Origin of the sequence: Streptomyces ipomoeae 91-03, assembly GCF_000317595.1 — a bacterium.
Lineage (GTDB): Bacteria > Actinomycetota > Actinomycetes > Streptomycetales > Streptomycetaceae > Streptomyces > Streptomyces ipomoeae.
The window spans coordinates 1-15,231 of the sequence record NZ_AEJC01000061.1; the positions used below are offsets into that span (position 1 = coordinate 1).

Annotated in this window: 10 protein-coding genes; 4 read left to right on the forward strand and 6 right to left on the reverse strand. The window is 72.1% G+C overall.

All coding sequences use genetic code 11. The features are described 5' to 3' along the window. Positions 1-169: 169 nt before the first annotated feature. From STRIP9103_RS03635 to STRIP9103_RS03655, 5 genes are all read right to left on the reverse strand, one after another. Positions 170-1,075 carry a carbohydrate ABC transporter permease gene (locus STRIP9103_RS03635; protein ID WP_009298010.1) on the reverse strand — a complete coding sequence of 302 codons (906 nt, stop codon included), beginning with the start codon at positions 1,073-1,075 and terminating at the stop codon, positions 170-172. Then, positions 1,072-1,989 (reverse strand): carbohydrate ABC transporter permease, encoded by a 918-nt coding sequence (locus STRIP9103_RS03640; protein WP_009298062.1) that lies wholly within the window; start codon positions 1,987-1,989, stop codon positions 1,072-1,074. Before STRIP9103_RS03640 ends, STRIP9103_RS03635 begins: the two co-directional genes overlap by 4 nt. 26 nt (positions 1,990-2,015) lie before the next feature. Then, positions 2,016-3,257, reverse strand: a complete 1,242-nt coding sequence (locus STRIP9103_RS03645; protein WP_009298068.1) for a sugar ABC transporter substrate-binding protein — start codon at positions 3,255-3,257, stop codon at positions 2,016-2,018. Positions 3,258-3,333: 76 nt separating this feature from the next. Further along, positions 3,334-4,308: a LacI family DNA-binding transcriptional regulator gene (locus STRIP9103_RS03650; RefSeq protein WP_009297984.1), complete on the reverse strand. Its 975-nt coding sequence runs from the start codon at positions 4,306-4,308 to the stop codon at positions 3,334-3,336. Positions 4,309-4,310: 2 nt separating this feature from the next. Next, a complete protein-coding gene (locus tag STRIP9103_RS03655) occupies positions 4,311-6,869 on the reverse strand; it encodes a SpoIIE family protein phosphatase (protein ID WP_009297965.1) in 2,559 nt (852 codons plus the stop codon). Between the two features lie 273 nt (positions 6,870-7,142). Between STRIP9103_RS03655 and STRIP9103_RS03660 the strand changes: the two genes are divergently transcribed. Then, positions 7,143-8,054 (forward strand): carbonic anhydrase, encoded by a 912-nt coding sequence (locus STRIP9103_RS03660; protein WP_009298018.1) that lies wholly within the window; start codon positions 7,143-7,145, stop codon positions 8,052-8,054. A 330-nt stretch (positions 8,055-8,384) separates the two neighbouring features. Beyond that, on the forward strand, positions 8,385-9,821 hold the full coding sequence (locus STRIP9103_RS03665; RefSeq protein WP_009298074.1) for a YyaL domain-containing protein: 1,437 nt from the start codon (positions 8,385-8,387) through the stop codon (positions 9,819-9,821). 31 nt (positions 9,822-9,852) lie between these two features. Here the strand turns inward: STRIP9103_RS03665 and STRIP9103_RS45145 are convergent, their stop codons facing one another. Further along, on the reverse strand, positions 9,853-10,524 hold the full coding sequence (locus tag STRIP9103_RS45145; protein ID WP_078613784.1) for a DUF6000 family protein: 672 nt from the start codon (positions 10,522-10,524) through the stop codon (positions 9,853-9,855). A 174-nt stretch (positions 10,525-10,698) separates the two neighbouring features. Between STRIP9103_RS45145 and STRIP9103_RS03675 the strand changes: the two genes are divergently transcribed. Together STRIP9103_RS03675 and STRIP9103_RS03680 are read left to right on the forward strand one after the other, a co-directional pair. Beyond that, positions 10,699-11,607, forward strand: coding sequence for a glycosyltransferase family 2 protein (locus STRIP9103_RS03675; protein ID WP_411572366.1), 909 nt, complete (start codon positions 10,699-10,701; stop codon positions 11,605-11,607). Between the two features lie 374 nt (positions 11,608-11,981). Next, positions 11,982-15,209: an AfsR/SARP family transcriptional regulator gene (locus STRIP9103_RS03680; RefSeq protein ID WP_009298000.1), complete on the forward strand. Its 3,228-nt coding sequence runs from the start codon at positions 11,982-11,984 to the stop codon at positions 15,207-15,209. Positions 15,210-15,231 lie beyond the last annotated feature (22 nt).

A 15,231-nucleotide genomic window follows, 5' to 3' on the forward strand; every position in this document is an offset into this window, starting at 1 on the left:
GCGCTGCTCCCGGCGGGGTGGGCGGCGAGGGCCGGTACGGCTACGGCGTTGCGCACGGAGTGAGGGGGCGCCCCTCGTCATGCGGGGCGGAGGCCGCTCACGGGAGCCGTTGCACCACACCGACTCCCCGGCCCCGCCCCCCGCACCGCCATGGTCCCCCCGGTCCGCCTCACCCCTTCGTCGTCCCCGCTGTCAGCCCGCCCACGATGAAGCGTTGGAACGCGGCGAAGACGCAGACCACCGGGATGCTGATGACGGTGGCGGTGGCCATGAGGGCGCCCCAGGCGGTGCCGTGGGTGCCGACGAAGGCGTTGAGGAGGACGGTGACCGGCTGGACAGCCGGCTCCGCCGCGAGGGTGAGGCCGAAGACGAACTCGCCCCAGGCGATCAGGAAGGAGAGACCGGACACGGCCACCAGACCGGGGGTCATGATCGGGAGGACCACCCGCAGCAGCACCCCCATCGAACCACAGCCGTCCACCAGGGCCGCCTCCTCCAACTCCCTCGGCACGGCCCGTAGGACGGGACGCAGCACGATCACCGCGAAGGGCAGGGTGAGGGTGGTGTCCGCCGCGATCAGTCCGATGTACGTGTCGTCGATCCCGGCCCGGCGCTCCAGGATGAACAGCGGGGCCGCCAGCACGATGCTGGGCGGGAGCTGGGCGATGAGCAGGGCGAACACCATCGTTCCGGAGCCGCGCATCCGGACGCGGGCGAGGGCGTAGGCGAGGGGGACGCCCAGGAGGAGGGTCAGCGCGACCACCCCGCAGGAGATCACCACGCTGTTGAGCAGGGCACGCAGCAGGGCGTCGTCGGACAGGGCCGTCGTGTAGTTCTGCGTGGTGGGCGGGGTGGGGAACCACTGCGGGGTCTCGGCGAGGATGCGGTCCGGCCTGGTGAGGCTGGTGTTGACCATCCAGTAGACCGGGAGGAGGAAGGCGGCTGTGAGGAGGGTGGCGTAGGCGGTGAGCAGCCAGGGCCGACCACGTCGCGGGCGCCGCTTGCCCACCCGGCCGCCCAGTCTCCCCTGTGCCTTCGTGCCAAGCCTCCCCTCCGCCGTCCCCTCCCGCCTCACGCCGCCTCCCCCTCCCCGCGCAGCCGGCGTACGTACCACGCCCCGGCCAGCAGCGGTACGAGCAGCAGGAGCAGGCCGGCCGCCGCGCCCTCGCCGAAGCGGAAGAACTTGAAGAAGATCTCGTAGACGTAGAGGGACAGCACGCTGGTGGCGTCGACGGGGCCGCCGCCCGTCATCACGAAGACGATGTCGAAGACCTTGAACGTGTAGACGAGACCGAGGAGCAGCACGGTCACCGAGACCGGCCGCATCAGCGGGACGGTGATCCAGCGGAAGCGCTGCCAGGCGTTCGCGCCGTCCAGGGCGGCGGCCTCGTGGAGTTCGGGGTCGATGGTGTGCAGGCCGACCAGGAGCAGCAGCATGTTGAAGGGCACGCCCACCCAGATGTTGGCGAAGATCACCCCGGCCAGGGCGGTGCCGGGGTCGATGAGCCAGTCGTGGGCGAGATCGTCCGGGCCGACCGCGCGGAGCAGCGCGTTGTAGGCGCCGGCGTCCTGGTCGAGCATCCAGCGGAAGAGGGTGCCGCTGACCACGGGAGGCAGGAGCCACGCCACCAGCAGCAGCGAACGGAGCAGACCGTTCCAGGGGAACGGGCGGGCGAACAGCAGGGCCAGCGCGAAGCCGATCGTGAACTGGAACAGCAGCGAGCCCACGGTGAACACCGCCGAGAGCCGTACGGCGTGCCAGAAGTCCGGGTCGTCGACCGTCGTCCGGTAGTTGTCGAGGCCGACGAACTCCGCGTTCCCGCCGAGCAGTTCGGCCAGGCGTACCGCATGCACGGACGTCCACACGTTGTAGAGCAGCGGGTAGGCCAGGAAGAGGCCGAGGAAGAGCAGGCCGGGGAGGGAGAAGAGACAACCGGCGCGTCTTCGGCGGGTGGAGAGAGGGCGGGGTTCGGGCCGGCCCGCCCTCATCTCTCCGCCAGTGCGCCGGCCTGCCCTCACCTCTCCTCCAGGGCCTTGTCGATCTTCGTGGCGGCGGACTTCGCGGCGGTCGAAGGGGCGCTCGTCCCGGTGAGCACGGACTGTTCGGCCTCGGCGACGGCCTGGGAGGCGTCCGCGTAGTTCGGGCCGTACTGCCGGGGGCGGGCCACCGGCAACTGGCTGAGGAAGAGCCGCAGGGCCGGGTCGGAGGCCCAGGTGCCGGTGTCGGCCAGGTCCTTGCGGGCCGGGAGGTTGCCGAACGCCACCAGGTACGGCACCAGGACCGAGGGGCGCTGGGTGTACTCCAGCACCTGCCACGCCTTGTCCTGGTGGTCGCTGCTCGCCATCACCACCCAGTTCTCGCCGCCCAGACAGGTGGCCGCCTCCTTGTCGCGGGGCAGCGCGACGACGCCGTACTCCACGTTCGTCTTCTTGATGGTCGGCAGCTGCCACGGGCCGTTGATCTGCATCGCGGCCCGCCCGTTGACGAACCGCGTGTTGACGTCCTGCTGGGTCCAGCCCACGCACTGCTTCGACAGTGAGCCCTTGGTGACGAGGTCGTCGAGGTAGGCGAGCGCGGTCGTGCCGTAGGTCGCGAAGGTGTCCAGGTCGCCTCCGGCCTGCCACAGGAACGGCAGGAACTGGAACACCCCCTCCTCCGTCCTGATCGCGCTCATGGCGAGACCGAACCGGCCCCCGCTGGTCAGCCGCTGAGCCGTGTCGGCGAGCTCGTCCCAGGTGGCCGGCGGCTCCACGTTCGCCGCGTCGAGCATCTCGGTGTTGTAGTACAGGGCGAGGCAGTTGCTGTTGTTGGGGATGCCGAGGGTCCTGCCCTCGACCTGGCAGCCGTCCCAGGGGCCCTTGTAGTACTGGTCCGCCTGGCCCCACTCCTCGACCCGCTCGGTGAGGTCGGCCAGCAGACCGCTGCCGGCGAACGTGTTCATGGCGACGTTGTCGACGATGGCGATGTCCGGGAGGTCGCCGGAGACCGCGCCCAGGGTGATCTGCCGGTCGAGGTCCGCGAAGGGGAACGTACGGCGGTCGATGCGTACGCCGGGGACGTTGGCCTCGATGTCCTTGATCAGGGCGGTCATGCCGGGCTGGAAGTTCTCCAGGGTGAAGTAGTCCCACCATCTGAGGGTGACCGTGCCGCCCCCCTTGTCCGAGCCGCACGCGGCCAGGGCGGAACCGAGGCCGAGGGCGGCCACGCCGGCACCGGCGGCGCGCAGAAAACCGCGGCGGTCGAGGGGGTGGGACATGCGCTGCTCCCTGAGGTGTCGAGAACGGAGGTGTCGAGAACGGTGACTGACGGTGACGGGGCGTCGGAACCAGGTCTCAGAAGTCGGAGCCCGGTAGGTCCGGCAGGTCGGGCAGATCGGGGAAGTGGTCCAGGTCCGGGAATTCCTGTTCGGGTTCCGAGCCGGGGACCGGGCGGCAGGGGCCGGTGCTGCCGCGGAGGGATATCAGGGGTTTGAGGAGGACATGCCGGGGCGGGGCGTCGGGTGAGGTGAGCCGTCGCACCATCAGCTCCACCGCCACCCGGCTCATCTCCTTGGCCGGGATCTCCGCGGCGGTGAGCTGCGGGTCGACCTGCTCCGCCCAGGTGCCGGCGGCCACGCCGACGACCGAGAAGTCGCGGGGGACGTTGCGGCCGTGGCGGATCAGTCCCCGGTACAGGCCCTCCAGCGCGGCCTCGTTCAGGGTGACGAGCGCCGTGGTCGCCGGGTCGTCGCGCAGGATCTGCTCCAGGACCGCCTCGCCCGCGGTGACCTCGTCGTCGCAGAGGTACGCGTGCGGGGTGAGCACCTGCTCCGCCATGCCCTTGGTGTAGCCCTCCAGGCCGAGGTGGGCGAAGCCGTAGCCCCTCTGGAAGAGCTGTTCGGACCTGTTGACGAAGGCGATCCGGCGATGGCCGAGGTCGGCGAGGTGGTAGACGCAGCCGCGGGCCAGTCCGGCGAAGTCCAGATCGACCCAACTGGTCTCCTCCGCCCGGCTGTTCCGGCCGATCGTGACGAAGGGGAAGCCGGTCCTGGACAGGTGTTCGACCCGTTCGTCCTCCAGTTTGATCTCCATCACGATCACGCCGTCCACCCGTCCGTCGGTCATCCGCTGGAACGAGGGGTCGTCCACCTCGTTGGCCGGGGACAGCAGGACGTCGTAGTCGTACGTCGTCGCGGCCTCCGCCACACCGCCGATGAACGCCAGCTGCATCCCGGTGTAGTCGTGGCCACGGCCGGCCGGGGGGTAGACGAGCCCGAGGATGTGCGTGCCGCCGTCGGGCGCGGGGGTGGCGGGTCCTCGGGGTGTCATCGTCAGGTGGTCGGTAGGGGCTGTTCGGCCCAGATGGTCTTGCCGGTGGAGGTCTGGCGGGTGCCCCAGCCCTGGGTGAGCTGGGCGACCATGTGCAGGCCCCGGCCGCCCTCGTCGTAGACGCGGGCGCGGCGGAGGTGGGGGGCGGTGCTGCTGGCGTCGGACACCTCGCAGATGAGGGTGCGGTCGCGGATGAGCCGCAGGCCGATGGGGACGGCGCCGTAGCGGATGGCGTTGGTGACCAGTTCGCTCACCACGAGTTCGGTGACGTACGCGGCCTCCTGGAGCCCCCAGAGGGCCAGTTGCCGGGACACCTGCGCGCGGGCGTCCGCGACGATCGCCGGGTCGGAGGGCAGGGACCAGGCGGCGACCTGGTCGGTGTGCAGGGTGCGGGTACGGGCGAGGAGCAGGGCCACGTCGTCGGCGGGGGTCTCGGGCAGCAGCGCCTTGAGGATGAAGTCACAGGTGGTCTCCAGGGAGGGGACCGGCGAGGCCAGGGCCTCGCACAGCCGGTCGAGGCCGAGGCCGATGTCGTGGTCGCGGGCCTCGACCAGCCCGTCGGTGTAGAAGGCGAGGAGGCTGCCCTCGGGCAGTTCGACCTCGGTCGCCTCGAACGGCAGCCCGCCGACCCCCAGCAGCGGCCCGGGGGAGAGCCGGACCAGACTGACCGTGCCGTCCGGGGACAGCACGGCCGGCGGCGGATGGCCCGCGCTGGCGAGGGTGCACACGTGGGAGACCGGGTCGTAGACGGCGTACAGGCAGGTCGCGCCGATCTCACCGGCGTGCGGCATCTCCATCTGGTCGGGGAAGGCCTCGTTGTTCCAGGTGAGATGCGCGACCAGATCGTCGAGGTGGGTGAGGAGCTCGTCCGGCGGCAGATCGACGTCCGCGAGGGTGCGCACCGCCGTGCGCAGTCGTCCCATGGCGGCGGAGGCGTGCAGGCCGTGTCCGACGACGTCGCCGACGACCAGGGCGACACGGGTGCCCGACAGGGGCACCACGTCGAACCAGTCGCCGCCCACCCCGGCCCCCGAACCGGCCGGCAGATAGCGGTACGCCGTCTCGACCGCCACCTGCCTGGGCAGATCCTGGGGCAGCAGACTGCGCTGGAGGGTCAGCGCGTTCATCCGCTCCCGCGTGTACCGGCGCGCGTTGTCCATGCCCACGGCCGCCCGGCCCGACAGCTCCTCGGCGAGCACCAGGTCGTCCCGCTCGAACGGCTTCGAACCCTCCCGGCGGGCGAAGAGCACCACCCCCAGAGTGACCCCGCGGGCCCGCAGCGGCGTGGACATGATCGAGTGGAACCCGAACTCCCGTACGCGTTCCATCCGCCTGCCGTCCTCCTGGATCCACCGCAGGTAGTCAGGGTCGTCGAAGCCGCTGAGCAGCGGTTTCCCGGTGGCCAGCGCGCGGGCGGGCGGGGAGAACGAGGGGTACGCGTCCAGCGCGCCCAGGGCCACCGCCGCCTCGGGCACACCCTCCTGCGTCGACTGGTGCGCGACCCTGCGCAGCCGCACCCGCGCGTCGAGCGGCCCCGGCGCCGGGTCCTGGCCACGCAGTACGGAGTCGAGCAGGTCCACGCTGACGAAGTCGGCGAGCCGGGGGACGGCCAGATCCGCCAGCTCCTGGGCGGTTCGCTGCACGTTGAGGGTGCTGCCGATACGGGTGCCGGCCTCGTTCAGCAGGGCCAGCCGCTGGCGCGCCCAGTGCTCCTCGCTGCTGTCGAACGTCGCGGTGCCCACTCCGCACACCTCACCGGTGACGGGGTCCCGCACTGGCCACATCTCGGTGATCCACGCCTGCTGACGGGAGGAGAAGGGGCCCGGGGTGGTGCGCTCGTGGCGCATGGGGCGCCCTTCCTCGGCCACCTGCTCGACGAGCCGCAGAAAGTCCGCCTCGGCGACCGCGTCGACCTCTGGGGGGCTGCCCGGGGTGTTCTCCGACTCTGGGGGGCTGCCCGGGGTGTTCTCCGACGCGGCCTCGTTCCGCCGCCATCCGTGCGGGCCCTTGGTGTAGGTGGACATGGCGAGCGGCGACTGCGCGTGCGCCCACTGGACCAGCCGCCGGGCGTGGGCGGCCTCGGGGGTGTCGAGGGTACGGGAGGTGGCGGGGGCGTCGGAGGCACGGGAGGTGGCGGGCCCGGTGGCCGGGGCGGCGGGGCGGTCGGCCGGGGCGGCGGTCACGACGAAGCTCTGCACACGTCCCTCCCCGTCCAGCGAGGGATACGCGCGCAGGGTCACCGCGACGTCGTGCCCGTCCCGGTGCCGGAGGGTGGCCGGGCCGGTCCAGTCCGGGGAGTCCCGCAGGTCGGCAAGGTCGGCGAGGTCGGCGAGGGAGAACGGGGGCGTGACGGAGCCTTCCGCCGGGGACCCTTCCGTGCGGACGAGCAGGTCGGCCGCCGTACGCCCCACGACGTCCGCCGCGCGGTGGCCCAGCAGCCGTCGAGCCCCCTCGCTCCAGCCCATGACGATGCCTTCGGGGCTGATGGTGGCTGCCGCCGCATCGGCCGCGTACGCACAGTGACCGGATGCGTGCTGGGAAACCGGCCTTCTGGTGTCCATTCCTGCTCGATTCGCGCCGGGTCTCTCACTCGTAGTCCTCAGCCTGCGCGCTGCACAAGAAACGGACAAGTCGGACTCGCGGACGGCTTCCCGACGTCCGGCGCGGAGGGGAAAGAGGCCGGCGGGCCAATGTTGTACGTCCTCTTACCTTGCCTGGCTCTCCCCTGTTCCTCGCTTGTCCCAGCGCTGTTCGACGACATCGAACAGTGGTGTTCGGCACCCAGTGGGTGGCCGACCCCCACGTTCAGTCGACCTCCGCGAGGTGGAACAAGCATGTCTTCCCGTGTCATACGTATGGCCGCGACGGCCGGAGTCGCCGCCCTCTGTGTCCTCACGGTCACGTCCTGCGGCGCGGACCACGACGCCGAGCCGAAGGGCCGGGTGAACGTGTCCGCGTCGTCCGAGGCGGCCGACAAGGCCGGCGACAAGACCGGCGAGAAGGACGACAAGGCCGACGAGAAGAAGGAGAACGCCCACTGGGGTTACGAGGGCGCCGACGGCCCCGCGAACTGGGCGACCCTCGCCGAGGACTTCGAGGCGTGCGAGGCGGGCAAGGAGCAGTCCCCGATCGACCTGGACGACGACAAGGCCGTCGACGCACCGGTGAACAAGGCCGTCACCATCGACTACCGGCCCGTCACCGCCGAGCTCGTGAACAACGGCCACACCATCCAGGCCAATGTCTCCGAGGGCAGCCGGATCGTCCTCGACGGCACCACGTACGACCTCAAGCAGTTCCACTTCCACCTGCCGAGCGAGCACACCGAGGACGGTGAGCACTCGGAGATGGAGGTCCACTTCGTGCACGCCGGCAAGGACGGGGCGCTCGCCGTCGTGGGCGTGCTGATGGACACCGAGGACGACACGGATGACGCGGACGACGCGAAGTCCGGCGGGTCCGCCTTCGCCGACCTGTTCTCGAAGCTGCCGACCGAGGAGGGCGCCACCGAGAAGGTCACCAAGGCCTTCGACCTCACCAGGTTCCTGCCGGGCGACCGCGACCAGTACCGCTACGACGGCTCCCTCACGACCCCGCCCTGCGCCGAGGGCGTCAAGTGGACCGTGCTGAAGGAGTCCGTCCCGGTCGCCAAGGGCGAGGTCGCCACGTACAAGGAGCTGTTCCCCAAGAGCAACCGGCCGACCCAGCCGGTGAACGACCGCGAGATCACTGTCGTGGAGGAGTGACCTCGCGTGCCGGAAGCCGGGGTGCCGGGGGCGGCGTAGCGGAGTCCGCGAGCACCGGGGGTCCCGGCTTCCGGCCGACGGCGTCCCGCGCACGGGGCAGTGCGCGGGACGCCTGGGTTTCGCACGCACGGGGCAGTGCGCGGGGCGCCCGGGTTTCGCGCCACGACCGGGCACCCGGCCGTGCGGCCGACCCGTATCCCGCCAATCGGCTTACGCTCCATGGGCGTTGACCCGTCCCACGCGCACCAGCAGAATGAGCGCGCAGTGTGCTTGAGAGCGCTCTCAAAGGCGGGTCGCCCTCAAGCCCCGTACCTTCCAAGGGAGACCCCCATGACCGGTATGACCGGCATGACCGGCGGACAAGGCCCGCGGCTCAGCCGTCGTACGCTCCTCGGCACCGGGCTCGGGGCCGCGACGGCGCTCACCGCCATCGGCTCCGGCACCGCCCGGGCGGTCGGCGAGGCTCGGACCGCCGGTGCGGCCGGCGCCGACGGGGCGGACGCCCGGCGGCGCGGGTACGCCTTCCTCGCCGCCGCGATGGACGCGTACCCGGACCACGGGGAGATCCGGCTGACGCAGAGCTACACCGACCAGGCGGGCCTGTTCAGCACGGCCTTCACGTACGACAACGCGCTGGCGATCCTCGCGCATCTCGCGGTGCGCACCGAGGAGGGCCGGACCAGGGCCGTGGCGCTCGGGGACGCCCTGATCCACGCCCAGGAGCACGACCCGGCGTACGACGACGGCAGGCTGCGCCAGGCGTACAACGTCGGGCCGTACGTCTTCTTCGACGGGGTGCCGCAGCCGGACGGGTTCGTGCGGGCGGACGGGACGGCCAATGTCGGCACCCAGTTCGGCTTCACCGGTACGGCCGTGGGGGACATGGCGTGGGCGGGGATCGCGCTGAGCGCCCTGGCCCGGCGGACCGGGGAGCGGCGCTTCCTCGCCGCCGCGGTGCGGATCGGTGAGTGGATCGAGCGGAACGGTCGTACCGACGAGCCCCTCGGCGGCTACAAGTTCGGCGTGAACGGGGCGAACGAGAAGCTGCCGTTCACCTCGACCGAACACAACACCGACCTGATCTGTCTGTTCGGACGGCTCGCCCGGCTCACCGGGGAGCGGGTGTGGTGGGAGCGGCGCGCGCGTGCCGAGGCCTTCGTGAAGGGGATGTGGGAGCCCGCCAAGGGCTCGTCCGGCGGCTTCTTCTACACCGGCACCAACGACGGCGTGAACGTCAACACGTCCCCGATCCCCGAGGACACCCAGACCTGGACCCACCTCGCCCTCGACTCCGGCCGCCACTCCCGTTCCCTGGACTGGGCGGCCACCGAACTGGCCGTCCTCGACCACGCCGAGCGGCGCAACAGCACGGTGCCGGCCGGACAGTCGTACGAGGGCGTCACCTTCAGCTCGGCGAGCCTCCTCGCGAACGAGGATGCGCCGATCGCCGAGTTCCAGCCGAAGCCGGACCGGAACGGGGTGTGGTTCGAGGGCACCGCCCATCTCGCCCTGGCCCTGCGCGACCGGGGCGCACGCGGCGACGAGACCCGCGCCCGGCGGCTCCTCGACTCCATCGAACGCGCCCAGGACCTCCTCGGCACCGGCCAGACGGTCGGCGGTACGGCCCTCCCCGAACGCGCGGGCGTCGTCTCGGCCAGCAGCCCCCTCGACACGGGCTTCGGCTTCGGCTACTACCCGTACCGGCACACCGGGGCGACGGCGTGGTACCTGCTGGCGGCGACCCGGACGAACCCGCTGCGGGCGTGATCCGGCGGGGGCCCGACGACGGACCGGGGCCTCAGCCCGGCAGGGTCCAGCCGTCGGAGAAGTCGCAGACCCGGTCCATGTACGACTGCACCTCGGCCGGTGAGTACGAGGGATGGCCCATCTGCCCGACGCCGGCCACCCAGCGGTCGAAGAGGCCGCCGGGTTCCGTGAACGGCGCCGCGTGGGCCGTACCCAGTCGGCTGTCGAGGCGCAGGAGGGCGCCCAGGGCGGTGGGCTGGTCGTAGTGCAGGTCGGTGCGGGGCAGATAGCGGTTCAGGTAGGCGGTGAGGATCTCGGCGTCCTCGTGGCTGCCGAGACGGGCCAGGGCGAAGCAGTAGCCCACTCCCGCGTACACCACCTCGCTGTCCAGCAGCAGCTCGCCGATCCGGGCCCGGTACGACGCCCTGCGGGACACGCCGATCAGCCACGCCGCCGTGAGCCGGGGCCGCCAGCCGTAGGAGAGCAGGGTGTTCAGGTCGGCGTCCGTGATCGACGCGGCGTCGACGAGCAGCGGGTGCAGGAACCGTCTGCGCGTGGCGCCCTCGAAGCGGAGGAAACGGCCGCTCATCAACTCGCCGTAGCGCCCGATGCTCCGTCGCTCGGCGCGAGGGAGGACGTACCGCCTGACGGCGTTCCGGTAGGCCACCTCCTCCGGCGTCCCCAGCGGCCCACGCGACGTGTGCGGCTCTCTCGGCGCTCCCATGCCGGAAGAGTAGGCCCGGGTTGGGACGGGAGACTCGCCGTCGCCATCGGCGTACTTGAGGAGTCCTGAAGTAGTCCTTGACGTGAACGACTAGCATCCCCGCCGTAGTCAGTCGGTCGGTGCGCGGGGGCGTCGGCTGTCCTCGGCGGTCGGTCGGGGACGGACACGGATGAGGTGGATGTCGTGGTGGAGGCGGGGCCCCGGATCGCTGTCGCGGTGGTGACGATGGGAAATCGGCCCGCCGAGGTCGACGCGTTGCTCGCCTCCGTGGCCAAGCAGGATCTCGCGCCGGAGCGGATCGTCGTCGTCGGCAACGGCTGCCCGCTGCCCGAGTTCGCCGAACGGCTCGGCCTGCCCGGCGAGGTCACGCTCATCGAGGTCGACGAGAACCTCGGCTGCCCCGGCGGGCGGAACGTGGCCATCGAGCGGTTGCGGGAGTTCGGCGACATCGACGTCGTCGTCGAACTGGACGACGACGGGCTGCTCGTCGACGCCGATGTGCTGCGGCGCGTACGGGACCTGTACGCGGGCGCCCCCCGGCTCGGCATCGTCGGGTTCCGGATCGCCGACGAGCACGGCGAGACCCAGCGACGGCACGTACCCAGGGTCGGGGCCAAGGACCCGCTGCGGGGCGGGCCGGTCACCGGGTTCCTCGGCGGCGGACACGCCCTGTCCATGGCCATGCTCGCCGAGACGGGGGACTGGGCCGCCGAGTTCTTCTTCGCGCACGAGGAGACCGACCTGGCGTGGCGGGCGATCGACGCCGGGTGGACCGTGCGCTACGCCCCCGAACTCCTCCTCCAGCACCCGAAGACCTCACCCGCCCGGCACGCCATCTACTACCGCGTCAACGCCCGCAACCGCGTCTGGCTCGCCCGCCGCCGACTGCCCCTGCCCCTCATCCCCGTTCACCTGGGGGTATGGGTCCTCATCACCCTGCTGCGCACCCGGTCGACGGGCGGACTGCGGGCGTGGTTCGGCGGATTCACGGAGGGCTGGCGCGAGTCGGGCGGCGAGCGACGCCCCATGCGATGGCGGACGGTGTGGCGACTGACCCGGTTGGGGAGGCCGCCCATCCTGTGACCCGGGAGGCCGCCCATCCTGTGACCCGGGAGGTCGCCCATCCTGTGCCCCGGGTGGTCGCACACGAGCGCCCCCGCACGGACACGCCAGGCCCTCGGGCGCCCAGGCAACACACACGAGTGCCCCGGTCGTTCACCTCCACCGACCGGGGCACTCGTGCTGTGCGGTTTCCGGACCCGGCAGCGGCGGCGGCGCTCCCCCGAGCTACGCCTTCCGCGTGCGCCGTCGGCGCCGGATCCGATGAAGTGATCACATCAGGTTTCGCCAACGGATCGCTAACATGAGCCCAACGGCTCCACCGGAGCCGTACGGGAGGCGAACTCGCCACGGGGGTGGCCCGGTAGGTCGGTGCGGGAAGGCAGCGGGCGAGTTCTATGCGGGACGGGCTGCGGTTCGGACTGCTGGGTCCGCCGGTTCTGTACGACGCGGAGGGCGCCGACGCCGGGGTACGGCCCGTCGGCAGCGGCAAGGTGCGCGCCCTGTTCGTGGCGCTGCTGCTCGAACCCGGGCGGATCGTCTCGGTCGACGCGCTGAAGGACGTGCTGTGGGACGCGGCGCCGCCGCCGTCCGCGCAGGCGTCCCTGCAGAACCATGTGACCCGGTTGCGCAGGCTGTTGGACGACCCGGAGCGGCTGCGCGCGATACCGCCGGGGTATCTGCTGCGGGTCGGCGAGGGCGAGTTGGACGTCCGCGTCTTCGAGTCCCACGTCGCCGCCGCACGCGCCGCGCACGCCGAGCGCGACTGGGCCCGCACCGTCCGCGAGGCCACCGCCGCGCTCGCACTCTGGCGGGGCACCCCGCTCGGCGGCCTGCCCGTGGCCGACTTCGGCGCCCAGGCGTTCGTCCAACGACTGGAGGAGGCACGGCTGTTGCTGTTGGAGTGGCGGTGCGATGCCGAGCTCCATCTGGCGCAGGGTGCCGAGGCGACCGACGCTCTCGCCGCGCTGGCCCCCGAACTCGCCGCGCTCGTCGCCGAGCATCCGCTGCGGGAGGCCTTCCACCGCCTGCTGATGCTGGCCCTGCACCGCACCGGCCGCCAGGCGGAGGCCCTGGCCGTCCACCGTGACCTCAGGGCCCGCCTCCTGGACGAACTGGGCGTGGAACCGGGCCCGGCCGTACGCGAGGCCCACTTGGAGGTTCTGCGGGAACAGGGTCCGCAGGAGGCGGAGCCCTCGGCGACGGCAGCTGCCGAGGAGCCGCCGCGCCCAGCTCAACTACCGCCTCCGCCGGCGCATTTCACGGGTCGCGAGGAGGTGCTTGTGCAGCTACGGCAAGTACTCGACATGGCCGCGCCCCCGAAAGGGGCGCGGGGCGGCATTGAATCTTCGGCCACCGCCGCGCGGGCGCGAACAACCACGACGCACCCGCACCCGCCGAACCACATTTCCCCCCGAGCCATGGGGCGCCCCACCGCCCCGAAGGGCACCCGTACTGTCACCGTGATCAGCGGCATGGCCGGCGTGGGCAAAAGCGCCCTGGCCCTCCACCTCGCCCACGAACTGGCGGACCGCTTCCCCGACGGCCAGCTGTACGTCAACCTGCACGGCGCGACCCCGGGCATGACGCCCCTCACCCCGGCCCAGGCACTCGCCTCCCTCCTCCGTGACCTCGGCACCGATCCCCGCCGTATCCCCGAACAGCCGGACGAGGCCGCCGCACTGCTCCGCTCCACCCTCGCGCCGACCCGCACCCTGATGGTGCTGGACGACGCCGCGAACGCCGCCCAGGTACGCCCGCTGCTGCCGGCCGGCGCCGGGTGCGCGGTGATCGTGACGAGTCGTTCGCCGCTCGCCGCGCTGGACGGCGCCCACCGTTTCCCGCTGGCCCCGCTCTCGGACGACGAGAGCGCGGCGCTGCTGCGGGCCGCGTCGGGGCGCGCGGCCGGCCTCGACGCCACCCATCCCCTCGTCGCGCTCACCGGCCGGCTCCCGCTCGCCCTCCGTGTGGTCGCGGCCCGCCTCGCCGCCCGGCGCGCGCTCACACCCGACGCGCTGGCCGGTCAACTGGCCGCCACGGAAGGGCGGTTGCATCACCTCGAATACGACGATCTGAGCGTCCGCCGTTCCCTCGCCGTCGCCCACGAGGCCCTGCGCGCCTCCGATCGCACGGTCGACCGCGACGCCGCCCACACCCTCCGCCTCATCGGCGCCCTCGATCTGCCGGCGTACGGTGCTCCCCTCCTGGCCCGCCTGTCCGGCACCGACGAACTCCGCACCGAGGCCGCCCTCGACCGCCTCGTCGACGTGGCCCTCCTGGAGGAGACCACCTACGGCCGCTACGTCCCCCACGACCTCGTACGCCACTTCGCCCGCGAACTCGCCGACACGAACGGCTCCGCCGAGGCCGCGGAAGCCGTCGGGGCGGTCGGGGCCACCGGGGCCGTCGGAGTGAGCAGGGCCGTCGAACAGGCCCTGCGCTGGTATGTGGCGCGGGCCCGGCAGAGCCTGCTGGTGTTGCTCCCGCCGGGGTACGAGCGCGACGAACGGCTGCGTACGACGGCGACGGAAGCGGGGATCACGACGGCAGCGGCGGTCACAGCGGCCACGGCGATGACAACCGCCACGGCCACGGTGCCCGACCCCGAGGAAGCGCGGTCCGCCGAGCCGCCCTTCGCCTCCGCCGAGGAGGCCTTCGCCTGGGGTGACCGCGAACTCCCCAACATCGTCGCCCTCGTGGAACGGTGCGCCCGTGAACACGGCGACCCCAGTGGCGGCGGCACTGCGGCGTACGTGCCCGTTCTCGTCCGCTATCTGTTCCCCTATCTGCACCGAGGCGGCCGGCTCGCCGAGTTGGACGTGTTGGGGCGGCTCGCCCTGGACGTGGCGCGGTCGTCGGGGGACGACGAGGCGGAGGCGTTCGCGCTGACCGACCGGGCGGGGCTGCACTTCATGTCCGGCCGTGCCGCGGAGGCGCTCGACCTCAACGAACAGGGCCTGACCCTGTGGCGGAAGCTGGGCGTGGTCTCCTGCGTACGGCGCTGTCTCAACAACCGGGGGCTCGTGCTGGAGAGCCTCGGCCGGTACGCGGAGAGCGAGGAGACGCTGCGGCAGAGCCTGGAGCTGTCCCGGCAGCTCGGCGACCCGTACGGCGAGGCCGTGACCTTCAGCCACCTCGGCAACCTGGCCAAGCACACCGACGCGCGGGCCGCCATCGCCCACCACGAACGGAGTCTCGCCCTCGGTGAGGTCGCGGACAGCGTCGTCGTACGGCACACCGCGCACTGCAACATCGGCTACGCCCACCTCAGGCTCGGCGAACCGGCCGCCGCCGTAAGCAGTTTCGAGCAGAGCCTGCGCGTCCTCGGCGACGACGAGGACTGGCAGGGCGAGTCCCAGACCCGCCTCGGTCTCGTACGGGCGCTGCGGGAGCTGGAGCGGACGGACCGGGCCGACCGTGAATGCGCCCACCTCCTCGACCTCGCCGAACGCCGCGCCGACCAGTACGTGGCCGGCCTCGCCCGCCACCAACGCGGCCTGCTGCTGCGGGCCCGGGGCCGCACCGAGGAGGCCCACCGCGAATGGCGGCGAGCCCTGACCGCCCTGGACGGCACGGCCTCGACGGTGACGGGAGAACTCCGGGCACTGCTGGCGGGCGACGCCTGAGCGATCGGCGACCGCCGCCTGA